General features: G+C 59.3%; 21 protein-coding genes and 1 tRNA gene. 12 read left to right on the forward strand and 10 right to left on the reverse strand.

The features are described from left to right. Positions 1–8: 8 nt before the first annotated feature. Positions 9–569, reverse strand: a complete 561-nt coding sequence (locus ACXYL9_RS03070) for a hypothetical protein (protein WP_459038120.1) — start codon at positions 567–569, stop codon at positions 9–11. 235 nt (positions 570–804) lie between these two features. Here ACXYL9_RS03070 and ACXYL9_RS03075 point away from each other — a divergent pair, with 235 nt between their 5' ends. After that, on the forward strand, positions 805–1,155 hold the full coding sequence (locus tag ACXYL9_RS03075; RefSeq protein ID WP_459038121.1) for an ArsC family reductase: 351 nt from the start codon (positions 805–807) through the stop codon (positions 1,153–1,155). A 30-nt stretch (positions 1,156–1,185) separates the two neighbouring features. Here ACXYL9_RS03075 and ubiG read toward each other — a convergent pair whose 3' ends face one another. Together ubiG and ACXYL9_RS03085 are read right to left on the reverse strand one after the other, a co-directional pair. Continuing rightward, complete coding sequence (ubiG, locus tag ACXYL9_RS03080) at positions 1,186–1,911, reverse strand: bifunctional 2-polyprenyl-6-hydroxyphenol methylase/3-demethylubiquinol 3-O-methyltransferase UbiG (RefSeq protein WP_459038122.1); 726 nt, start codon at positions 1,909–1,911, stop codon at positions 1,186–1,188. Further along, entirely contained in the window at positions 1,912–2,805 is an 894-nt protein-coding gene (locus ACXYL9_RS03085; protein WP_459038123.1) for a phytanoyl-CoA dioxygenase family protein, read from the reverse strand. Positions 2,806–2,925: 120 nt separating this feature from the next. Between ACXYL9_RS03085 and ACXYL9_RS03090 the strand changes: the two genes are divergently transcribed. The 4 genes from ACXYL9_RS03090 to ACXYL9_RS03105 are packed head-to-tail and all read left to right on the forward strand — an operon-like array spanning position 2,926 to position 7,050. Continuing rightward, entirely contained in the window at positions 2,926–4,197 is a 1,272-nt protein-coding gene (locus ACXYL9_RS03090; protein ID WP_459038124.1) for an aspartate kinase, read from the forward strand. Between the two features lie 49 nt (positions 4,198–4,246). Next, entirely contained in the window at positions 4,247–5,257 is a 1,011-nt protein-coding gene (locus tag ACXYL9_RS03095; RefSeq protein WP_459038125.1) for an NAD(P)H-dependent flavin oxidoreductase, read from the forward strand. Position 5,258: 1 nt separating this feature from the next. Beyond that, positions 5,259–6,113, forward strand: a complete 855-nt coding sequence (gene purU / locus ACXYL9_RS03100; protein ID WP_459038126.1) for a formyltetrahydrofolate deformylase — start codon at positions 5,259–5,261, stop codon at positions 6,111–6,113. 49 nt (positions 6,114–6,162) lie between these two features. Beyond that, the gene (locus ACXYL9_RS03105; RefSeq protein WP_459038127.1) at positions 6,163–7,050 is read left to right on the forward strand and encodes a dienelactone hydrolase family protein; all 888 of its coding nucleotides are present in this window, start codon (positions 6,163–6,165) and stop codon (positions 7,048–7,050) included. Positions 7,051–7,053: 3 nt separating this feature from the next. Here ACXYL9_RS03105 and ACXYL9_RS03110 read toward each other — a convergent pair whose 3' ends face one another. Then, positions 7,054–9,195 (reverse strand): PQQ-dependent dehydrogenase, methanol/ethanol family, encoded by a 2,142-nt coding sequence (locus ACXYL9_RS03110; RefSeq protein ID WP_459038128.1) that lies wholly within the window; start codon positions 9,193–9,195, stop codon positions 7,054–7,056. A 143-nt stretch (positions 9,196–9,338) separates the two neighbouring features. On the opposite strand from ACXYL9_RS03110, the gene ACXYL9_RS03115 reads away from it, so the two are divergent. Beyond that, positions 9,339–10,322, forward strand: a complete 984-nt coding sequence (locus ACXYL9_RS03115) for an SPFH domain-containing protein (RefSeq protein ID WP_459038129.1) — start codon at positions 9,339–9,341, stop codon at positions 10,320–10,322. Between the two features lie 10 nt (positions 10,323–10,332). After that, the gene (locus ACXYL9_RS03120; protein WP_459038130.1) at positions 10,333–10,812 is read left to right on the forward strand and encodes an NfeD family protein; all 480 of its coding nucleotides are present in this window, start codon (positions 10,333–10,335) and stop codon (positions 10,810–10,812) included. A 9-nt stretch (positions 10,813–10,821) separates the two neighbouring features. Here ACXYL9_RS03120 and ACXYL9_RS03125 read toward each other — a convergent pair whose 3' ends face one another. After that, positions 10,822–11,757, reverse strand: coding sequence for a complex I NDUFA9 subunit family protein (locus ACXYL9_RS03125; RefSeq protein WP_459038131.1), 936 nt, complete (start codon positions 11,755–11,757; stop codon positions 10,822–10,824). Positions 11,758–11,946: 189 nt separating this feature from the next. Here ACXYL9_RS03125 and ACXYL9_RS03130 point away from each other — a divergent pair. From ACXYL9_RS03130 to ACXYL9_RS03150, 5 genes are all read left to right on the forward strand, one after another. After that, positions 11,947–12,033, forward strand: a tRNA-Leu gene (locus ACXYL9_RS03130). A gap of 186 nt (positions 12,034–12,219) precedes the next feature. Continuing rightward, complete coding sequence (locus tag ACXYL9_RS03135; RefSeq protein ID WP_459038132.1) at positions 12,220–13,428, forward strand: tyrosine-type recombinase/integrase; 1,209 nt, start codon at positions 12,220–12,222, stop codon at positions 13,426–13,428. A 66-nt stretch (positions 13,429–13,494) separates the two neighbouring features. Then, positions 13,495–14,196, forward strand: coding sequence for a hypothetical protein (locus ACXYL9_RS03140; RefSeq protein ID WP_459038133.1), 702 nt, complete (start codon positions 13,495–13,497; stop codon positions 14,194–14,196). An 89-nt stretch (positions 14,197–14,285) separates the two neighbouring features. Then, a complete protein-coding gene (locus ACXYL9_RS03145) occupies positions 14,286–14,483 on the forward strand; it encodes an excisionase family DNA-binding protein (protein ID WP_459038134.1) in 198 nt (65 codons plus the stop codon). Beyond that, entirely contained in the window at positions 14,480–16,894 is a 2,415-nt protein-coding gene (locus ACXYL9_RS03150) for a phage/plasmid primase, P4 family (protein ID WP_459038135.1), read from the forward strand. Before ACXYL9_RS03145 ends, ACXYL9_RS03150 begins: the two co-directional genes overlap by 4 nt. A 428-nt stretch (positions 16,895–17,322) precedes the next feature. Here ACXYL9_RS03150 and ACXYL9_RS03155 read toward each other — a convergent pair whose 3' ends face one another. The 5 genes from ACXYL9_RS03155 to ACXYL9_RS03175 form a co-directional block, all read right to left on the reverse strand. Further along, complete coding sequence (locus tag ACXYL9_RS03155) at positions 17,323–18,294, reverse strand: RES family NAD+ phosphorylase (protein WP_459038136.1); 972 nt, start codon at positions 18,292–18,294, stop codon at positions 17,323–17,325. A gap of 57 nt (positions 18,295–18,351) precedes the next feature. Next, positions 18,352–19,305 (reverse strand): sce7725 family protein, encoded by a 954-nt coding sequence (locus ACXYL9_RS03160; protein ID WP_459038137.1) that lies wholly within the window; start codon positions 19,303–19,305, stop codon positions 18,352–18,354. A 6-nt stretch (positions 19,306–19,311) separates the two neighbouring features. Then, on the reverse strand, positions 19,312–20,202 hold the full coding sequence (locus tag ACXYL9_RS03165; protein WP_459038138.1) for a sce7726 family protein: 891 nt from the start codon (positions 20,200–20,202) through the stop codon (positions 19,312–19,314). Between the two features lie 371 nt (positions 20,203–20,573). Further along, positions 20,574–21,731: a reverse transcriptase family protein gene (locus tag ACXYL9_RS03170; protein WP_459038139.1), complete on the reverse strand. Its 1,158-nt coding sequence runs from the start codon at positions 21,729–21,731 to the stop codon at positions 20,574–20,576. A 176-nt stretch (positions 21,732–21,907) separates the two neighbouring features. Further along, the gene (locus ACXYL9_RS03175) at positions 21,908–23,128 is read right to left on the reverse strand and encodes a phosphoribosyltransferase-like protein (protein ID WP_459038140.1); all 1,221 of its coding nucleotides are present in this window, start codon (positions 23,126–23,128) and stop codon (positions 21,908–21,910) included. Positions 23,129–23,360 lie beyond the last annotated feature (232 nt).

Below are 23,360 nucleotides of genomic sequence, written 5' to 3' on the forward strand. Positions count from 1 at the left end.
AAGCGGACTTAGTCGCACAGGTCGTTGCGGCGGTATCCATCAATCCATTGTGCAATCACTTCTTCCGGTGGCGGCGCAACATCCACAATGCGTGATGCATAAAAATCGCGCGGGTATGCGTTCAAATGACCAAAAGTCCCCTTTGACACCGTTACCCAGCCTTCAACCTCGATGGTCGCAAATCCCGGATGGAACGACGAGTCTTGGATACAGCCCCGAAGGTAATCTCGATCCAATTGTTCATCCAAGAGATCGCCACACCCGTCTTGCGGGCAATGAAACCAAGACCGCGTGTCGCCGGGACCAAACTCTCTAGGAACAGGCGGAAAGTCAGAACTAGAGAAATTTGAGGCTTCAAACCCAGTTTTCAGAAGGCCCTTGTAGCTCCCAACGGGCGCCAAAATAGCGCAGCCTACTTCATCCGGCTCAAGTTCACTTGGTATGGAATAATTCGGTAGCCCAACGGCATACGCGGAATGCAGGATGGATGGTCTATCAATCCAATACCATGTGGTCAGTCCAACGGCGGTAACCAGCAACCCGACGAGAATAGCTTTGAGCTTCGTCATATCGAGGGGAGGCTACCCGAAATTCTAATGACGGCAACTGGGTCGTTACCAACCGTTGTCGCCTAGAACTTGCGAGCGATCTCCAGCCTATCTGTCCTACAATTGTCTGGATCGCTATAGCGAGATCATGGTGCCCGATGCCCTGGTGAGAATTCCAATTTCCTGTCACCATGAGCACCTATCGTTTTTGCGCCTGAACCCTGTTCCATGTGTTCCATCCTGTAGGACTTCCCGCATGATCTACCTCTACGGCATCCCCAACTGCGACACGGTCAAGAAGGCCCGCAAGTGGCTCGACGCCAACGGCGTCGAATACAGCTTCCATGACTACAAGAAGGAAGGTGCCGAGCGCGAAAAGCTCGAGCGCTGGGCCGACAGCGTAGGCTGGGAAGTGCTGCTCAACCGCCGTGGCACGACCTTCCGCAAGCTGGACGAGGCCGACAAGGCCGATATCGACCGCGACAAGGCTATTGCGCTGATGACCCAGCACCCGAGCATGATCAAACGGCCGGTCGCCATGCACGAGGACGGCCAGCGGATCCTGGTCGGCTTCGATGAAAGCGAGTGGGAAAACGCCTGGGCCTGATGCTGGGCTAGCGGGCCATGCGCTGGCCGGTCAGGCGCGGTGCGCGGTCAGGATGTAATTGAGCGAGACATCATCGCTCAGGTGCAGGCCCTTGAGCGGCGAATAGGCGATCCCGCGGGTTTCTGTGACGGTCAGCCCGTGCTCGCCCAACAGCCCGGTCAAATCCGCAGGCGTGATGAAGTCGTCCCAGTGATGCGTGCCCTTGGGCACCATGCCGATCTTTTCCGCAGCCCCCACCAGCAGCAGCCGCGATTGCGGGGTCCGGTTGGGGGTCGACAGGATCATCAGCCCGCCCGGTGCCAGCCGCGCGGCCAGCGAACCCACGAAAGCGGTCTTGTCGGCCACGTGCTCGATCACTTCGAGACAGGTGACGAGGTCGAATTGCCCCAGGCCCAGCTGGCCGAGTTCGCCGTGGCGATAGTCGATTGCCAGCCCGATCCGCTCCGCATGGGCGCTGGCCGCGGCGATGTTCTCCCTTGCGGCATCGACCCCGGTGACCCTCGCACCCAGCCGCGCCAGCGGTTCGCACAGCAGTCCGGCACCGCAGCCGACGTCCAGCGCGCACTTGCCCGCCAGCGGTGCACTGTCCTCGATATCGCCGCCCCATTGGGTGTCTATCGCTGCCCGGATGAAGGCGAGGCGGACAGGGTTGAGCCGGTGCAGCATCGCGCTGGAGCCCTTGGGGTCCCACCAGTCTGCCGCCAGCGCGCCGAAATGCGCCGCTTCCTCGGGTCGGATGGTATGGACTTCACGCAATTACATTGCTCCCTTGATGGCACGTTCGCTTACGCTTTCGAAAAGCCCGTCGCCCCAGCCCCTGGGCTCACCGCCGAACAACCAATCTGGCGGCGTGATTTCCGGCCCTTGGCCTGGAGGCAGGGGCGGGGTGAAATAGCCCAGCGCATAACTGCCCATGGCGTATCCCAGCAGCGCCTGCAATTCCGGCAAGAAATCCCCGGCGATGTCCGGAGGGCAGGAGAGGTACTGGTTCTCCTCCTGCCGCAACCAGCCGAGGCAATAGGTGAGGTTGAGACCCATGCGGTCGGCATCGCTGTCGTTGCGGCCACCCGAGTGGATTACGGATCCCGAGTAAACCAGTACCGAACCGGCCTCCATCTCGGCATAGGCGATCTCGTCCTCGTCGGCCTGACGGTCTGGCTCCCAGTGGTTGGACCCCGGCACCACCCGTGTCGCACCGTTCTCGATCGTAAAATCGGTCACTGCCCAGATCGTGTTCAATTGTGGTTCGAGGGTTGCCGGCAGATAGCCGCCCCAGGCCAGCCGGTCGCGGTGGAGCGGTTGGGCGCCCTGCTGCGGAAAGATCCGGATGAGTTGTGTCAGATGCAACTGAAAGGCATCGCAGAAGGGCTTGAGAAAATTCTCGCAGGCACCGATCAGGCGCTCGTCCATCACCAATTCGCGGCATGTATGCGAGCGTGCTACCAAAGCACCAGTGCGGGTGGTCCGACGGCCGGTAAAGTCGTCTTTGCCCATGTCCGTCGCCTCGACATAGGGCATGATCTCGGACTTCAGGCGCGATAATTGCCCTGCTGCCATCGCCGCATCGATTATGCAGGCACCATCTTTTCGCAAAGCCTGGGCGATGGTTTCCCCCGAAACGTTGGTGGGGAGGTGGGCAAGATGCGGCATGGCTGTGTCTCCGGGCAGCAATCAACGCTATTGCCGCTTAAACCGCAAGCTTGCTTGTCATCCGCGCGCTCGGTCCCTACTTCCCGGCGCTCTTGCTGGTTGAGCCTGGGAGCGTGGCTGTTGGCCCGTATCGTGATGAAATTCGGCGGCACCTCGATGGCGGGGACCGAGCGGATTCGCCGCGTCGCCAATCTAGTGCGCCGACAGGCCGCCAATGGCGACGAGGTCGCGGTGGTCGTCAGCGCGATGGCGGGTGAAACTGACCGGCTGGTCAATTTCTGCCGCGAAGCCAACGCGCTTTACGATCCGGCTGAATATGATGTGGTGGTGGCCAGCGGAGAGCAGGTTACCGCCGGGCTGCTGGCACTGACCCTGCAATCGCTCGGCTGCAAGGCGCGCAGTTGGCTCGGCTGGCAATTGCCGGTCCACACCGTATCCGCTCACGCCAAGGCGCGGATCGAGGATATCGAGAACGAGGCCCTGCTGGCCAGCCTCAAGAGCGGCACTATCGCTGTCATTCCCGGGTTTCAGGGAGTATCGGGTGAAGGCCGGATCAGCACGCTGGGGCGCGGTGGCTCGGATACCTCGGCGGTGGCAGTGGCGGCCGCGATCGATGCCGACCGCTGCGATATCTATACCGATGTCGACGGGGTCTATACCACCGACCCGCGTATCGTCGCCCGCGCGCGCAAGCAAAAAGCCGTGACCTACGAGGAAATGCTCGAACTCGCCTCGGTTGGCGCCAAGGTCTTGCAGACCCGCTCGGTCGGGCTTGCCATGAAAGAGGGCGTGCGGGTGCAGGTCCTCTCCAGCTTCGTCGACGACGATGCCACCCCCGCAGACGACCTTCCCGGCACGATGATCGTGTCGGAAGAGGAAATGGAACGCATTCTCGAGGAGAGCGACATGGAACGCCAGCTCGTCACCGGTATCGCGCATGACAAGAACGAGGCCAAGGTCATCCTGACCCGCGTGCCCGACAAGCCCGGCGCCGTGGCGCATATCTTCGAGCCGTTGGCCGAAGCCAGCATCAACGTCGACATGATCATCCAGAACGTCGGCCGCGACAAGGGTGAGACCGACGTCACCTTCACCGTGCCACAGGCGGACCTCGCCCGCGCCCAGGCATTGCTCGATGACAAGCGCGACGAGATCGGCTTCAACCGCATCATCACCGACAGCCATATCTCAAAAATCAGCGTCGTCGGCGTGGGCATGAAAAGCCATGCCGGTGTCGCCAGCACCATGTTCCGCGCGCTGTCCGAGCGCGGGATCAACATCCAGGCCATTTCGACGTCCGAAATCAAGGTCAGCGTGATGATCGATGAGGACGAAACCGAACTGGCCGTGCGGGTGCTGCACACCGCCTACGGGCTCGACGCTGAGGAATGAAGCTCCCGAACGGCTTGCCCACTCTGCCAAGCCCGCCTAATCGCGCGGCATGACCAGTTATTCCAAGACTTCTTCGTTGATGCGGCGCGGTAGCGAGTTCCTCGGCACCGAATACGCCATTATGTGCGGCGCGATGAGCTGGGTGTCCGAGCGCAACCTTGTCTCCGCCATCTCCAATGCCGGCGGCTTCGGTGTGATTGCCTGCGGCGCAATGACGCCCGACCTGCTCGACAAGGAAATCGCGGCGACGAAAACGCTCACCGACAAGCCGTTTGGCGTCAATCTCATCACCATGCACCCTGACCTGTTCGACCTGATCGAAGTGTGCAGCAAGCACGCGGTCAGCCATGTCGTCCTGGCCGGCGGTATTCCGCCCAAGGGCAGTGTCGAAGCGATCAAGGCGTTCGGGGCCAAGGTCATCGTGTTTGCCCCGACGCTGGCGCTGGCGAAAAAACTGCTGCGCTCCGGCGGTGATGCGTTGGTGATCGAGGGGATGGAAGCGGGGGGCCATATCGGCCCGGTTTCAACCAGCGTGCTGGCGCAGGAATTCCTGCCCGCGTTGAGCGAGGACCATTTGGTATTCGTTGCTGGCGGTATCGGTCGCGGCGAGGCCATGGCTGGCTATCTCGAAATGGGCGCGGTGGGCGTCCAGCTCGGCACACGGTTCGCCTGCGCGCAGGAAAGCATTGCCCACCCGGCGTTCAAGAAGGCTTTCTTTCAGGCCAAGGCGCGCGATGCCATCGCCAGCGTTCAGGTCGATCCACGCCTGCCGGTCATCCCGGTGCGTGCGCTGAAGAACAAGGGTACCGAGGAATTCACCGCCAAGCAGCGCGAAGTCGCCGCAGTCCTCGACCGTGAGGAGATCGCGATGCCTGAGGCGCAGTTGCAGATCGAGCATTACTGGGCTGGCGCGTTGCGCCGCGCAGTGATTGACGGCGATATCGAAAACGGCTCACTGATGGCCGGCCAATCGGTCGGAATGGTGACCAGTGAAGAACCGGTCGCCGAGATCGTACAGCAATTGATGCGCCAAAGCGAAGACGCGCTGACGCGCCGCTAGCATGGCCGAGCCGTTGATCCTGACCCTGTCCTGCGAGGATAGGCTTGGCATCACGGCGAACGTTACCGGTTTCCTGTTTGAACACGGCTGCAACATCCTCGAAGCGCAGCAATTCAATGATCAGGCCAGCGGGCGCTTCTTCATGCGCGTCGCATTTGATCCACTGGGTGCATCGCCGGAAGCACTGCGCAGCGATCTGGCGGCCTATGCCGGGCGGATGGGCATGGACTGGACCTTGGCGCACCGCGATCGGCGGCGCCGAGTGCTGATACTGGTCAGCAAGTTCGACCATTGTCTCGCGAACCTGCTCTATCGCTGTCGGATCGGCGAATTGGCAATCGATCCGGTGGCGATCATATCGAACCATCCGCGCGAGGCGATCAGCCATACGCATATTGGCGAGATACCTTTTCACCACCTGCCAATAAAGCGCGACAGCCGGGCGGATCAGGAAGCGCAAGTGCGCGCCATCGCCGAGAAATTCGACGCAGAGCTGATTGTGTTGGCTCGCTACATGCAGATTCTGTCTGACAAACAGGCCGCGCATTTCGCTGGTCGCTGCATTAATATCCATCACTCCTTCCTGCCCGGCTTCAAGGGAGCGAAACCCTATCACCAGGCCCATGCGCGCGGCGTGAAGATGATTGGCGCAACGGCCCATTACGTGACGCCCGCCCTCGATGAAGGACCGATCATTCACCAGGCGGTCGAACCGATCAGTCACGCCGACAGTCCTGAGGACCTGGTCCGAAAAGGCCGCGACATCGAAAGCCGGGTGCTGGCCGAGGCGGTCCGGATGCATGTCGAGGACCGGGTACTTCTCAATGGAGAGCGGACCGTTGTCTTCCGCAGCTGAGTTGTGATTGCTCCGGGCGGCGCTATCGTGGCGGCGCAGGAGATGGACCATGTGTGACGAAAGCGATTTTGCCGAGTGGGACAGGAAGCAGGAAGGCACGGGCCTCAGTCGCCGGCAGTTCGCTGCGCTGACCGGGGCGGCCACCTTGGCCGCATGTGCCGGTGGTGCCGGCGCTGCCGGGAAGGATGCAACTCGCGCAAGCAAACTGGCCGAGAGGCGGGTCCTGATCGATACGCTGGATGGCGCGATGGACGCCTTTTTTGCGGTCCCGGAAAGCGGATCGCATCCTGGCGTGATCCTGTGGCCCGACATTGCCTCGCTGCGCGAATCCAAGCGAGACATGGCACGACGATTGGCGGGAAAGGGCTATGCCGTGCTCGTAGCCAACCCGTATTACCGCGATGTGCCGGGCGATCGGTTTGCCAGTTCCGTGGACTTTCGCGAAGCTGGCGGGTTCGGGCTCGTCAAACCCTGGCGCGACAAGCTGAGTAGCGATGCGGTGATGCGTGATGCCGACGCGCTGGTTTCGTGGCTCGATGCGCAAGATGCAACCGACACGGGGCGCGGCGTCGGCACGCAGGGGTACTGCATGGGCGGTCCGTTCACCGTCTATAGTGCACATGCGCGGCCCGACCGGGTCAAGGCCGCGGCGAGCTTCCACGGCGGCGGACTGGTGCGCGAAGATGGCCACAGCCCACACAAGATCCTTGAGCAGGGCACCAGCTATCTGTTCGCCATTGCGCAAAACGACGATGCGCGGGCACCGGGGGACAAGGACGCACTGCGCGATGCAGCCGATGCAGCCGGGGTGCAGGCCGAGATTGAAGTCTATTCCGGCGATCATGGCTGGACCGTTCCAGACAACCCTGCCTACGAGGAGGCACCTGCCGAACGCGCCTGGACGCGGCTGCTGGCTCTCTACGAGGGCGCCTTGTAACCGCTAGCGCCGCGAGACACGCGCCGGGGGCTCTATCGCCTTGTCCTCGTTGGCCCGCCTGATCACATATTCGCGGATCGCGTCGATCTCTTTTTCGGACAGCGACCCGGCGAAGCTGACCATGCCGCGATCCTTCAGGATGCCCTGATGCACCACAGCCATGAACGCCTGCTTGTTGGCCAAAGTCGCGCTGCGCCGGAGATCGGGCAGGACAGTTGATCCGACCGCTGCCGGAGCGTGGCAAACCGCGCAATAGCGGGCGTATTTGGCCTTGCCGAGTGCGATGGTCTCCTCGCTCGCGCGGCTCGGCGGCGGGTCGAGCGGCAGGCGTGCAAGCTCGGGCTTTTCGGGCAGTGCGCCGTCGGCGCCCAGCTTGAACACCAGCAGCCGGCTGATGTTCTGCACCGGGCCTTGGTCGTTGATCAGCTCGCCATCGGCGGTGATGGTGTAAGCGCCGCCCCAGCCGGCCAAAACCGCGACATATTGCTCACCGCCTACTGTGTAGGTGATTGGTGGTGCGACAATTCCGGTCTGCGCCGGGAAGCTCCACAATTTCTTGCCATTGGCGGCATCGTAGGCCGCAAAATCGCTCGAACTATTACCTTGGAAAACGAGACCACCGCCGGTGGCGAGGATGCCCCCATTCCATGGCCCCGGAAATTCGACCGTCCAGCGCGCTTTCTGCGCCACAGGGTCCCATGCCATCAGCTTGCCCTTGATCGTGCCATAGACCTGTTTGCGGACGCCGAGGTCAGGCGGCAGGTCGCCTGCGCCCAGGTCGTAACCGACATTGAATCCACGCGCCGCATCGGGTTTCCAATTTGCCTCTGGCGCGTAAATCGTCGCGGCTTCGAAAGCCGGGATGTAGACCAGCCCTTCGCCTGGGTGGAATGCCATCGGATGCCAGTTATGGCCGCCTAGCGGCCCCGGCATCACCAGCGCCGGCTGGCCGGTCTTGTCGATCCGCGCCTCTTCGCTGAAGATCGGTCGACCGTCCTTGTCGATGCCCTTGGCCCAATTCTGCGGTATGTATTCCTTCGCGCTGATGAACTCGCCAGTGGCGCGATCGATGACATAGAAGAAACCGTTTTTGGGTGCCTGCATCAGCACCTGCCGCTCACGCCCTCCGATTTCCATATCGGCGAGGATGATGTGCTGGGTGGCAGTGTAGTCCCAGGTTTCGCCCGGAGTAGTCTGGTAATGCCAGACATACTCGCCGGTATCGGGGCGGATCGCGACGATGCTCGAAAGATACAAATTGTCGCCTTCGCCGGTGCCGTCCTTGCCGGGGCTGCGATAGGCCCGGTTCCACGGGCTGCCGTTACCAACGCCAAAATACAGCAGGTCGAGGTCGGGATCGTAGGCCATCGAATCCCACACCGTGCCGCCGCCGCCCAGCTTCCACCATTCGCCAGACCAGGTCTTCGCCGCGGACTTGAGATATTCGGGATCATCTTGACCCGGCTCGCCCGGCACCGTGTAGAAACGCCACAACTCTTCACCGTCTTCGGCGTCATAGGCGGCGAGATATCCGCGCACGCCAAACTCCGCGCCGCCATTGCCGATCAGCACCTTGCCGTCGATCACGCGTGGCGCTCCGGTGATGGTGTAAGCTTGCGACTGGTCGACCGTGACCTTTTCCCACGCAACCTCGCCGGTATCGCGGTCGAGTGCCACCAGTCGCCCGTCAAGCGTGCCGAGGTAGAGTTTATCGTTCCACGCAGCCAGTCCTCGATTGACCACATCGCAGCAAGCCTTCACCGCGGTTTCGCCGGGTACCTGCGGGTCGTATTCCCACAGGGGAGCGCCGGTCGCGGCGTCGAATGCCTTCACCTTGCTCCATGCGGTGGTGAGGTAGAGCCTGCCGTCCATCACCAGCGGCGTCGCTTCCTGCCCGCGCGCGGTGTCCATGTCGGCATACCAGGCAAGGCCTAGCTCGCTTACGTTTTCGCGCCCGACCTGGGTCAGTGGAGAGAAACGCTGCTCGGAATAGGTCCGGCCGTGGGTAATCCAGTTGGCCTCGTCTTCTCCGGCGTTGACCAGCCGCATCATGTCGATCCCGCCCTCGGTCATCGTCTCCTGCTCGCTACAGGCAGGCAATGACAGAGCCAGCAGTCCGGCGAACGCCGCGATCAGAACGCGCATGATTCTCTCTCCCCAGTCCCCGCAGCCCGTTTTCGGGCCGTCGGGTTTTCTTGTGCTACCTTTTCTGACGCACCTGCTGACGCTTGGCAATGGGGCCAAAGGCGTTAGTGTGAATGCGACAGACCCAGGGGAGGGGCCCGATAATGGAATTCGTACTAATTGCGCTGCTTGTATTGCTTGTCCTTTTCCTCCTGATGGGGGTGCGGGTGGTCAAGCAGGGGTTTGTCTATACAATTGAAAGATTAGGCAAATTCACCACCGCGGCAGAGCCGGGGCTGCACCTGATCATCCCCTTCATCGATCGTGTCGGACACAAGATCAACGTGATGGAGCAAGTGCTCGATATTCCGGGACAGGAGATCATCACCAAGGATAACGCCATGGTCGGGGTGGACGCCGTGGTGTTCTTCCAGGTGCTCGATGCCGGCAAGGCAGCCTACGAAGTGTCCAGCTTGCACAATGCCATCCTCGCGCTGACCACGACCAATTTGCGCACGGTGATGGGCAGCATGGACCTCGACGAGACCCTGTCCAAGCGCGACGAGATCAATGCCCGGCTGCTGAGCGTAGTCGACCATGCGACCTCGCCTTGGGGGATCAAGATTACCCGGGTCGAGATCAAGGACATCCGCCCGCCGATGGATATCTCCGAAGCGATGGCGCGGCAGATGAAGGCCGAGCGGCTCAAGCGCGCCGAAATCCTCGAGGCCGAGGGCGACCGCGCCTCGAACATCCTGCGCGCCGAAGGCGACAAGCAGAGCGCCATCTTGAAGGCAGAGGGCAAGCGCGAGGCCGCGTTCCGCGATGCCGAGGCGCGAGAGCGCGAAGCCGAAGCCGAAGCGAAGGCAACGCAGTTGGTGTCTGATGCGATTGCCTCATCGGGCAATCAGGCCATCAATTACTTCGTGGCCCAGGAATATACCAAGGCGTTCGGCAAGTTTGCCGATAGTCCCAACACCAAGACCATCCTGCTGCCGATGGAGGCGACACAGTTGCTCGGATCCCTTGGCGGGATTGGTGAATTGGTGCGCGATGCTATCGGCAGCGGTGAAACCGTCAATACTGGCACGCCAGTGCCAAGCGCACGCCCGCGCGCGAGTGTCCCGCGCTCGACCGATCGTAAATAGGGATCGCGGCATGCTCGACGGGATCGAACCTTACTGGATCTGGCTGGTCATAGGCCTGGTCCTGGCCGCGCTGGAGATCGTGGTGCCGGGGGTCTATCTGATCTGGCTCGCGATCGCTGCGCTGGTTACCGGGGCGCTGACCTTCATCTTCGATCCTGGCGTACCGCTGCAGATCATCAACTTCGTCTCTATCGCGCTCATCACCGCCTTCAGCGCCCGTCGGATCCTGCGCAACAAGCCAATCCTTAGCTCCGACCCGCTGATGAACAAGCGCGGGGCCAGGATGGTCGGCGAGACCTGCGTGGTGGTGCAGGCCTTCGAAGGTGGCACCGGCCGCGTCCGACTGGGCGATAGCGAATGGCTGGCACGCGGAGGCGATATCGCGGTCGGCGAGCGGATGCGCATCACCGGCAACGAGGGCGCGATCCTGCTGGTCGAGCCGATTGCGGCGCAGACCGGCACAACGCTGGATGGGCCGACTGGCGACTAGCGTGCCGGGTCAGGCAGCGACTTCGTTGAAACGTCCCTTTTCGCGGTAACGCACCATCCAGTCGTCGAGATACAGTCCAAGCGGGCGCGGCTCGATACCGAGCTGCTTGAAACCCTGCGCCTGAGCAGACACCACGTTGCCTGCCTTGAGCATCTTCCACTGGTCACCAGACATCGGGGTCAGTGGCAGGGCCGCAAAGGTGGCGCTGGCGAAATCAGGCATTTCGATAAAGCCACGATTGCGATGTTGTGCCTTGGCGATGCGCTGGTGGATTTCCAACATGCTCAAAGTTTCGGGGCCGCCTAGCTCGTATGTCTTGCCGCCATGCTTGGCCGGATCGCAAAGAGCGACAACAACGGCCTCGGCGACATCGTCGACATGAACCAGCTGCATCTTTGCCTGTGGACCGAATACGGGCAGGGCCGGTAGTGTCTGGATGAGGCCAGCGAACATGTTGATGAAGCTGTCGTCTTCGCCAAAGATGATCGAGGGGCGCAGGATCGTCGCCTTGGGCTGCGCCTCGTGCACCAGTTCCTCGCCCAGACCCTTGCCCGCGGCATAGGCCGTCTCGCCCTCGGCGCCAATGGCACTGACATGGACGAACCGGTCGATCCCGGCATCGGCGGCAAGCCGTGCCATCCGGCCGGCCGCCTTGCCCATCAGCTCGACCTGGTCGCCTTCGAATGATCCGACCAGATTGATAACTGCGTCGCTGCCCTGGAGACAGGCGGCAATGCTGGCATCATTGCGGATGTTGCACCGGGCAAATTGCAATTGGCCGAGATTGGCCAGCGGCTTGAGCTTGAACGCCTTTTCCGGGCGGCGGCTGGCGATGCGCAGCCTGGCACCGCGTTCAAGCAGCGCCTGTGCAACATGGGTCCCAAGGAAACCCGACCCGCCAAAAACGGTAACCAGCTTTTCTGCAATCGGGTCAGGGGCGGGCATGTAGTCTATCCTGTTTCCATGTTGAAATCGCCTGCTGCCATGCCGCAACCGCGCCCGACCCGCAACCATTCCGGCACGTCTGTGCGGCGGTGAATTTTGCCGCTGAATTGCGTTGACAGGCCGCCCGACTCTACCGTAGTGGCCCGCCCCTACCTGCAGCCCGGCCCACGACGACCGCGCTGCTCCGGTGCCCAGATGGCGGAATTGGTAGACGCACCAGCTTCAGGTGCTGGCGCTCGCAAGGGCGTGGAGGTTCGAGTCCTCTTCTGGGCACCAACTGCTTATTCGGCGCTGTTCGCCGGACCTTCCTAAATCCTTGGAAAACTGCTATAAATTAGCAGTTTCGAGCCGTGCTTGTTCGCCGCCGTTCGCCGCCGTTCAGACCGAATCGGGGGCCTTTTCGAGGGCGAGGCCCCGAGTTTCGAGACCACCTTTTAAGCGGTTTTGAAATGGAGGCCCCCAATGCCACTCACTGACCTCAAGATCCGGCAAGCCAACCCGCGCGAGAAAGAGTTCAAGATCGGTGATTCCGGCGGTCTTTACCTGCTCGTGCGGCCAAACGGCTCCAAGCTGTGGCGGATGAAGTACCGCACGGCTGGCCGCGAACAGAAGCTCTCCTTCGGCGCGTGGCCGGCCGTGAGCCTGAGGGACGCCCGCCTTCGCCGCGACGAGGCCCGGGTCGAGATCGGCAAGGGCGGCAACCCGGCCAAGCGCAAGCGAAAGGAACGGATCGAGGAAGAAATCGGCCTTGGTCATACCTTCGCCGAGGTGGCCATCGAGTACATCGAGAAGTGCGCCAAGGAAGGCTACGCGGAATCGACGCTGAAAAAGGCGCGCTGGTTCCTCGACATCCTGTCACCGGCGATCGGGAGGACGCCGATCGCCGAGGTGTCGCCGCACGAGCTCCTCTCCGCTCTCCGGCGAATCGAGCGCAAGGGACACCGCGAGAGCGCGCGGCGGGCCCGCTCTTTCGCGAGCCGCGTCTTCCGCTACGGGGTGGCCACGCTCCGGGCCGAGCACGACCCTGCCCAGCCGCTGAGGGGCGCGCTCGTTGCGCCCGTCGTGAAGCACTACGCCGCGATCACAGATCCAAAGAAGCTTGGACAGCTCTTGCGCGCGATCGACGGGTTCGAGGGATCTCCGGTCACCTTGCAGGCTCTTCGGATAGCACCGCACGTCTTCGTGCGCCCGGGAGAGCTGCGCCACGCGACTTGGGACGAGTTCGACTTTGAGAAGGCCACTTGGAAGATCCCGGAAGGGCGGATGAAGTCCCGCCGACCCCATGCGGTGCCGCTGTCGAGGCAAGTGCTCGCGCTTCTCGACGAGCTGGCCGAGCTGCGGGGACGGCAGGGCTACGTCTTCGGATCGCTGGTCGCCCGAGGCCGACCGATGAGCGAGAACACGCTCAACGCGGCGCTGAGGCGGATGGGCTACAGCGGCGACGAGATGACCGCCCACGGTCTCAGGGCGACCGCCTCGACGCTGCTCAACGAGTCAGGCCTATGGAGCCACGACGCGATCGAGCGGGCGCTCGCGCACCAGGACTCGAACGCGGTGCGCGGTATCTACCACCGCGGGCAACACTGGGAAGAACGCGTCCGGATGGCCCAGTGGTGGAGCGACTTCCTCGACGAGCTCCGGGCCGCGGAGGGCAGCGATGCCACGCGTTGAGGTGCCGCGTGCGAGGCGGGACATGTTGAACCCCGTGGTAAGGTTCCCGCGGTATTGCCTGCGGCGATGGCCAGCCCCGATCTCACGAAGTACTGGAAGAAGAAGCTCGTCTCCCGCGCGAGCTGCGAACAGCTGCTTGTCGAAGCAGAGGTCGAACTAGCTAGGGAATGGCTGGCACACAGGGAAGCGGTGTTGCTTGCCCTCGCGCAGACCCTGACCTCGGCTGTCCGGCGGCAGGTGAAGGACTTGTCCTGGCCGCGTGACCCGAGCCCTTCCGAGTATCGCAAGGTAGCGGCGTTTTCGCGGAAGTTCCAAGCGCTCGTCGAATCACTTCAAGACACGAATGACCCGCCGCCCATGCTGGAGCTCGATGACCGTGGGCGTAATGCGTGGGTTTATTGGGAGACGCGTCAGCAGTTGAACTACGAGGCGCGGGGAGCGCAGTCGCGAACCGAGAAATCCCTATTACTCGAGTTGGTAGCGTTACGACAGGAAATCGCTGGAAGTGAGAAGCCCGGTTTCTCGCGCGGCGAGAACACCCCTCTTGCCCGGTTCCTGCCGCCTGCATTCGGGCTCGCGCGTGACGCGTTTCTTTCCTTGGTCAAGGACCCGGGTGACAGGCAGGCACACTCGCTCGTGCCTCCCAACGAGGAGGCGCTCGTGAAACACCGCGACGACGTCGAGCTCAAGGTGTGCAGGAGCATCGTGGTTCAACGCCTCGAGAGATGCCGCGAAAAAGCGGGGGCCCATCTCGGCGAGGGGAAATAAAATCCCGAAAGCAAGATTATTGCGCCACTGTCGAGATCGCGTTGGTCTCCTAGTTGGTCACGGTCATCAACGAACCGGGACAACTGGCAATGGACGCGATCTTACCCCATCACCTTACCGTTAGCGAGGCCATCTTCCTTTCGGGCATAGGCCGGACGAAGTTCTATCGCCTCATTGGCGACGGAGAGGTCCGCGCCGTGAAATGCGGAAGGCGGACGCTCGTCGAGCGCGAGAGCCTCTTCGAATTCATCGCGTCCCTCCCCGCGTACCAAGGGGCATCCTCGTGAACCGCCGGGACGGGAGCGGGGAAGAACCGCGCGGCCTCCAGTTGGCCCTCCTCGTGTGCGGAGACGAGATCAAGCGGCTCGACGGGATGTTTCGTGCAATGTCGGGCAAGCCCGTCGCGCGGCGCCTACCGCAGCCCCCGTACATGAAGATGCTGGGGCTCAAGCTGTTGGACGCGGGGTTCAAGGTCGTCCCCGTCAAGCCTGGAAAAAAGAGGCCGATCCACTCGGGGTGGGAACAGTTTGCGGCGAAACCCTTGCGGGTGCATGCAAAGCTCGTGGAGCACAACCCCAAGGCATCGATCGGGATTGACTGCAAGAAGACACCGACCCTCGACATCGACTGCAACGACTCGGAGCTGGTCAGTCAACTGCGCGAGGAACTGGTCCGGTCCTTTGGGCCACTGCTCGAAAGGTCGGGACGCTATCCCCGAATCTGCATCCCGTTTCGTTCCGCGACCCCGTTCAGGAAGATGACCTCCTCGACTTGGCTCGACGACCATGGAAGGGAGCAGAAGCTCGAGGTGCTGGGGCACGGGCAACAATTCGTTGCCTACGGTCACCACCCAGACACGGGCCAGCCCTACACCTGGTACCGGGAGGGGGCTCACGCCGTCTTACATGAAACACCGCTCGAAAACCTACCGGTGCTCACGGGCGATATGGCTTGGGATCTCTGCGATCGCTTCGACGTGCTCGCTCAGGCCAAGGGGTGGACCAAGAACGCCAGGCGTCGCGGGCGAAGGCCTCGTCAGACACGCAACAAGACAGGGCCCAAGAGTTCGTCAGCAAAGCCGAGGTGCAGGCTCGAACTGCCGACCGACGAGGTCCGCGACCTCCTGCGCGACATCGACGTGGCGGCCGAATACGGGCGTTGGATCGAGGTCGGGATGGCGCTCCATTTCGAGTACGACGGAGCCGACGAGGGTCTGGCCCTGTGGAAGGAGTGGTCCTCGGAGGCGGAGAACTACGACGAGGTCGTGTGCGACTCGAAGTGGCCAACTTTCGAGGCGGGTGAACGCGAGGACGTGATCACGGGCAAAACCTTGCTAAGGCTGGCGGGCCGCGACGCGGGCGAGAATTCGCCCTTCTCCGGGCTCGAGCTGTCGGAGGACACCGTTGCGCGTGCCTTCGCGGAACGGCACGGCGAAACACTGCGATTCGACCACGAGCTGGGCGGTTGGATGTTCTTCGACGGAACTGCTTGGCGCCAAGATAAGACGAGCCTCGTGCAGTCCTGGGCCCGGGATCTATGCCGAGACCTGCGGGAGGAGTGCTCGGACCAGAAGACGAGGCACGCCTTGGCGCGCGGTTCCGCGGTCAGCGCGGTCGAGCGGCTGGCCCGGGCGGACCGGGCCTTCGCGGTCGTCTCGAGCCTTTGGGACGCGGACAAGTACCTGCTCGGTACTCCATCGGGCACGGTCAACCTTCGAACCGGTAAATTGGCTCAGGCGCGGAGGAAGGACTACGTCACGAAGGTCACGTCGGTCTCCCCGCTGGAATCCATCGATCCCGCGATCGACATGCCGGTCTTCTCGAAGTTCGTCTCGGAAGTTACTTCGGGCGACGCGGAGGTGGTCCGGTTCATCCAGCGCTTCGGGGGCTATTGCTTGACCGGTGACTGCCGGGAACAGAAGCTCCTTTTCATCCACGGCCCGGGCGGCAACGGGAAGTCACTCCTGCAAAAAGTGCTCGTCGACATATTCGGTGAATATGCATGGACAGCACCCGGGGAGATGTTCGTGTCATCGCGCGGAGAACGCCACCCCACGGAACTGGCAGCCTTGAGGGGCAGGCGGCTGGTAGCAGCGAGCGAGAACGACGGCGGCAAGGCATGGGCTGAGACCCGGATCAAGCTATTGTCGGGCGGAGACAAGATCACTGCTCGCCGGATGCGGCAGGACTTCTTCGAGTTCGAGAACGAGGCGAAGCTATTCTTCGTAGGCAACAACCAGCCGGGCCTCACGCACGTGGACGAGGCGATGAAGAGGCGGTTCCAAGTGCTCGAGTTCTCCTTCGTGCCCGACCAAGTCGACAAGTCATTGAGCGAGCGCATCGAACCGGAGTATCCCGCGATTTTGAGGTGGTTGATCGATGGCTGCTTGGCTTGGCAGTGTGACGGCCTGTCTCGGCCCGACGCCATGATACTTGCAACGAACGAGTACTTCGACGAGCAAGACCACGTGCAGGAGTGGCTCGAGACGCGTTGTGAACTGGGGGAGGGCTACGTCGCGTCCAACGAGGCCATCAGGCGAGACTACGCGGACTTCCGAGGCTCAAAGACCCTCCTGCCGGCCGCGGCACCATTGCGTGATCTTCAGAAAAAGGGATTCAAGAAAATCAGGTATACGCATGGCCTGAGGGCGCGCGGGATACTTGGGCTTCGATTGAACAACACCGTTTTTGACGACTAACGCTAGATTGCGACGCTTGAGACGTTAGTAAAGTTTGTTCGAGATACGCGCGCGATCTTCAACATAAGCGGGGTGCTTAGCAACGATTGCGTAAGCGCCACGCTTATACGAATTATTCTGCGGAAACTCTCGCGCTGTCTCAAGTGTCGCATTTTTCCTCTCAAGTGGCGGGGCTATGTGGGTCCTCGCACGAAATGACGCTAAGCGGCTCAGCGCCCCCGCATGTTGGTATGGGGTCGCGGAAGGGACCCGTCGCACATTGAAATTTTTGTCCAGTTTGCGTCTCAATTTTCGGACAGTTGGATTCTTTATTGACGGACCCAATAGCCTCGTTCGAGAGCAATGACTTGCGAACCTTCTCTAGCTATCTCAAACTGAGCTACGAAAGTGAACTAAATCCTGCACAATGCTTCTTCGGCAGCAAGCCTCTAGGCAGCAGGCGCATTTGCGAGTGATGCGAAATCGACAGAAACCTGATCAATTCTAGCTCTAGAGAGTTCGCCTACTTGAGCTTTTGAAGGCGAAAAAAGCGCAAGATTGATACCATCGCTGACAGAGCTTTCGTAGATGACGCCATCATAACCGACCTGCTTTATTAGTTCACATAAATACTGGCTGGGTATATAATCAACTGCAGCTGCATTTGGAAGGACGGGCGTTGTTAGTTCTTTCCCAAGGCGCTCCAGAAAGTCTATCTCGCCTCGGACCGCCGCTACTTCTGCAATCTCTGCCATGACGAATGGCGTAATCATTTGCCTCGGCTTTCTAAGATCGATGAGTTGAACCCCTTCTTCGACACGGAACTCCGCCAGCGTCAAAGTTTCTCCAGGATGAGGCCTAACTTCAGTAATGGCCGTGGCTTTGGCTGAACCTACATATAGGTACGGGATTCCAACTGGATTTGCCCGTCCAGGGCTTGCCCATCTAGCCGGAGGGGCGCCCATTTTGTCCGCCGGGATTTGCCCACTTCCGTCTTCGATCCGAGCTCGATACCAGACTTCTGGTAGCTTCTCTGATGGGATGCGAAGATACTCTAGTAGACTACCCACACGCGCGGTGTTGATGTCGGTCTTCGGGAAGAATCTGTTTTGTGTGCGCAGTTCATCTCGGAGCGTTTCCCAGACATCAAGGTTTTTCGATGCAGCCATTTCAGATGGTGCGTAAGTTTGACGTACCCTGTTTGCGTCGTCGAGAATCTCCCCAAGAAGAATCGTCGCATTGGCATTCTCAAGTGAGAACAACTGCCAGTCGTCGATCAACCAGTCGATTAGCCGCTTTCCGTCCTCGCTTGGCTCGTAAATCCCACAAACCAACTCGAACTTGTCTCCAAGTTCCGTCGCTTCAATTAGATTGGCGTCTTCAGCTCCGCAGGTTTCGCAGTCACCGCATTCATTGCTCAAGCGAGCAATCTCGTCGAACAGAAAGGGATCAGCGAAACATGTTCCGCAACATTTCATTTACTGGTCGCCATTGGAATCGAAAAATTGAGCTAGCGTCTCAATGTGATGTGCCATTGAAAGCTTCTTGGCAGTTCCCAAGCCAGGATAATGCCCGCGCGCATGCAGGTCGCGGAACTCCCTTATTGCTGACGTCTCCACAAACTTGGAATCGGGCGCATCGATAGCCTGAATTAGTTTGGCGAGAGCTTCTGCGAATTTTCCGCCAGGGTCTTTCGGCGTATCCTGTCGATCAGAAAGAAAATGGCGGACGAACATCGCATCATCTTGATTTGGATCGATGTAAGTCAGATGAATAGCAATTGTGTAGGCTGGCCCTCCACCTTCTTGGTAGTCATCTCCTACAATGAGAAAATCCCCAAAGCCTGTCATTCCTTCTTCAACGTACGTGATGTGAAGGTCGGAGAAAAACTCGGTACTCGGGTGATCGCGATTGCGCCGACGCTCAAAGCCATCGCGGACTAGGACTCGCTCTTGATGCGTTCTGAATTTCCGTTGGTAGAGCTTACCACATTGATCTTCGAGAAAGATGCTCCTCGCGATGTTAGGATAAGCTCCTGAACCTTCTTGAAACGCGTTGGCCTCAGTAAAACCAGCGTGGATCAGTGCGATCGGTCGACCATCAGCGGCCTCACAATAAGCGAGCGCCTCCTCCGCACTAAGTTCCTCATGAAGCCGAATTCCGACAAGAAGGTTGTCGTGCTCAGCAAATTCATCGCGCAGGAGATCAGAGATTGCACTGCCATCATCTTTGTGATCTCCGTGCTCAGGATTGACGATAACCACCGCAATAGTGCCGTTATGGCAAAGAGAGGTCAGTGCTTTCTGCAAGCCGCGAACCTGTTCCCGAACAGGACTAATGATCGGAACGAAACCTCGATCGGCCATTAATTGCGCTGTTTCACGGATTACGATCAGTTCGTATTGCTTACCTCTAAAATACGGATAGTACACTATTAGCTAACTCCATGCGATCGCTTCGCGCAAAGGAGTCTGAAGTGCTATCACGAGTCGACCCCTTTCTTTTGCTCTCAATCTAGCAGAAAGTGAGGCGCAATATAGAGACTGCGGGATTTCTTCTAACAGCGATTCCAGCGATTGAAGATTTCTTGTTCCCTTCAGTACTTTCACCATCATCCTATGTGCGAATTCCGGATCGAGTTGAGCGAATTGCTTCCGCCAAGCGCTGTATCTCTGAGTATTTGGAACATCGGCCATACTGACACCCGCCCGCCCCAAAATAACTTTCGCTTCTTGGAGTGTTATTGCGTCAAAGATCGCGGCGGCCTCGGTGCGAGAGGCGTTTTCTTCGGCTTCTCGCATTGACGAGATCTGATAGCGGTCGGACAGCACTTGGATGCCGACATGCTTCGGAACGCACTTTTCGACTGCCTTGAGGTGATTTTTGCCTACGATCACATTCACCTTGGCAAAGACGCGCGAGTACGCGTGTATCTGATCGTTCAACCGACAAAGGCTATCGCGCTCCGACTTAATCTCGTAAACAGTCCCGGTCCCATTCAGGATGACCAAGTCTGCTTTACATGGACCAATTCGAAATTCGTTCAGCATTGACGCTGTCTGAAGGGAGTGGATGCCAAGTAAAACTTTTTCAGTGAGCGCAGCCTTGTAAATGTACTCATGGCGGTTGCCGCGTTCCTTCAAAAGATCAAACGCTTGCTCAAACAATTGGGAAACTGGAACGGCTGAATCGGGGTCATGCGGAATTCGTGACTCATGAAGCAGTCTCACAAAGAGAGGAGAACGGCCGAGCTTCGCCAACTCCTTCAGCACGCCTGCTGAAAAAAATCTGGCAAGAGCCGTCGCTTGTATGTCTTCCTTGCGTTTCAATTCGCTTCCAACGGCTAGCGTGAAAATGCAGCCTCGCTTGATGAAATTAGAGCATCTGCCCTCAGATGGAAACCGTGTTCGTTTTGTATTTCGATTTCACCACCAGCAAACATTGCGAGCAGGGGTAAAACTCGGCAGGATGCTTAAAGTTTGCTTCGTGCGGTTACCACACCAAAACCAGACACTCTGATCTCGGCCCACATCGCACCGTATGGTTTCGACTGAGCTTGGGGGTAGAATCGGAATGACCGTTTCTGGATCGGCTGCGACGACAGCGGGCGCAGTATCGTCCGAGCTCTTCGGACGCCGACTTAACCGCGTGTAGTCTAAACAAGGTGACCGCTGAGGACGCAACAAGCGAGGGCGTCAGCTCAGCAATAATATGTCGGCTTCGCGATTGGAGGCCAACTGACTGCATTAAATGTAGCTAAAGCCTTTTTCCCAAACTCTGGCTCCACCGCCTTTGCCCAGCAAATCAGCCCGAACACGTGATGATAGATTCGCGAAATCGACGTTTTTCTTGCTGAAGCATGTCTTGATGGCCCAAAGTCCGAATGCGACAGGTAATGGAGATGTTGCCTGATTTTGTCCTTATATTCTCGAGGCAATCGCGGCTTTTTCCCATCTACAAGGATGCCTAAAACCACTTTGCGCGAACCTGGACCGCGGACAGTGGTCTTGCGCAAATTCGGCCTGAACCCCTCTTTATTTAGAGCTCCCAAGATCGCCCTCTTTACACGATTGACCGACTCCCTGTCGCGCTCATCTTTGCACGAAAACACTATGTCGTCGGCGTAGCGCGTGAAGCGCATGTCATTGTCATGCGCCAGCTTTGCCAGAGTTTCGTCTAAGCCTCTAACGGCCAGATTTGAGAGCATCGGGCTTGTTGGCGCGCCTTGCGGCAAAATCCCGACGTAAGGTGATCGATATGCCTCGATCTCAGAATCCTCATACTTGAGATGAGCCTTGTCGCCAGACAATCGCTCACACGCCATTGTACAAAGCCTGCTTAACTCGAATGAAATCAGCCGACTATATCCAAGCGAGCGGAATACCCGATACACTTGGTGTTCGGTAATTGCGTGGAAAAAGTCTTCAATATCGACCTTAATCAGCCACCTTGCCTCAGTGTGCTCCCTCGCGGCAAAGACAGGGTTCGAGTTCGGGTGATAGGCAAAGCTGCCCGCATGCGGTGGGGCATGCCTCAATATCTCGTCTGCAATCCATCTCTGGCACGTCATTAGGCCTTTTGTTGGAATGCTAATCATTCGATGTGAAGAGCGCCCAGGGACACGTTTCTTGAGCATTATGTGCTTATATTTGCCGATTACCCTTGCGACAGCCAGTCTCAAATAGCCGTATGCTAAGCCGGTTTCTGCGCTCAAGTGATTGAGCGTGAGAAGTGGAAACAGCTTCGGATTAACAGCCCGGATGCGTTCAATCGCGGCGACCGCATTGTCGAGCACATCTGGATCAATCTCATTTTCCAGACCTGCGGCTTTGTATTGCTGAGGACCCGTGTTGCGCATTTACTTCGGCCCACCAAGGGTGGGGGGTGTGGCAAGGAACGTCCAAGACACCGCCTGGCTTTTCTTGCCACACCGCGCAGCGCGAAGACCCAGCTCCACTTCACGGATACCGGAAATCCAGTATCCCAGGTCACGAATGACCAGACACTGACTGCTCAGTGCATTCCTAAACGACCTCACGGTGCCCCCAGCTGCGTTGGGAAATACATGCCGCCGCCGGAAATTGCAATTTCCTCTTTGTGCTCAAAGAAATGAGGTCTGCGGATTTCGCGCCAGCCGAGCCTTGTGAGGGTATTTCTTGGGGTCATCCATCCCGCTCGCTTCGTGATTTCAAGAACCTCTTCGATGCGACCATTGGGAAGCCTCGTTCGCGCCGACAAACCTTTTGGCGTCCGAACTGCATGTCGAACCGCATGCATTACAAGCATTGTGTGCGCCCAGATCTCGCCTTCTGGATCAGCCAAGACCCGCCGCGCCTCCCGTATGCCTAGCACCTGTTCCGAATTACGGGCGAGCGCAGAAGAGCTATCTGCGACGCTATCAATTCCCGCGGCACTTGTGCTCCGACTAGGAAACAACGGCGTCCACCCACCAGCTTCACTATGCAATATCGGGGGGGCATTGTTTGGAATGCCGTGCGAAAAAGCGATTAGAGAGCCTGTGTCGTTGAACCCGAAGGGATAACGAGGCCGTTTCTTCCGATAATTTTGGCACAAGAGCTTCACCGACCCGAGCTCGCTGCCACTGAATGCTTCATCAACAACCGGGCAGGCAATTTGTGATCTGACGGTGGGACGCAGACTATGGTTTTGAACCACAAACAAGCCCCGTTCTGTTCCAGAATAACAGACCACTTCAAAGGACAACAGGCCATAGGATTTCCAGCTTTGAATCGATGCGACGAGCGCAAACGCATCAAGCATTTCGCTAATTCTTCGCCCAGAGCCAATGAAGTCGGTCACGATAACAATTGTTCTTATCTTGTTGGACCTGAGGGCATCTGGGCCGGGATGAGACAGCGCTTGGTGCGCGGAGTCCTTGCTGTACTTCGAGATTAGCGTGGCGACCGGTCCTTCGCTGCCAACGTCTTGTTCCTCCGGGTCCACCGTAACGGGTGGGATTCCGGGGCCACTCGCCCGGCCCTCTCCCGAATTCGGAAAGAATGGCAGAACATCATAGCCCGCTTTGTCAATCTCCCGCTCGGCATAGAGTGCCAAACTAGGCTCTTTGCCCGGTTTCTTTCGTTCGATTTGATTGAGCTGGTTGGTGATACCTGACACGAACTCGCTGGCGCTCACGAGCATGAGCCGGTCGATTAGCAGGGTAGCAGCAGCGCGGTCCCCGTTTTGGAAATTTAGCAGCCAATCTTGGGCGTATTGGGTCTTAGACAGGCTCACTCTTCACATTACCGACTCTATCGCCGTCCTTTTCATGCCTGTTCGATGAGATTCGCATCCTGCACATCGCAATTCAACACATCATCCCGCGGATAGCGTTAAGCACATACGTCCGTCGAGTTTGGCGCAAAAAGCGAACCTCCGCAACTAAGGGTGGAAGCCGAATGGCAGCTTTCCGCAGTTTGACAACTGGCACCGGACAGTCAGCATACGGGCCACTCTTTGACGAAAA

It is taken from the genome of Qipengyuania sp. CAU 1752 (assembly GCF_054482615.1).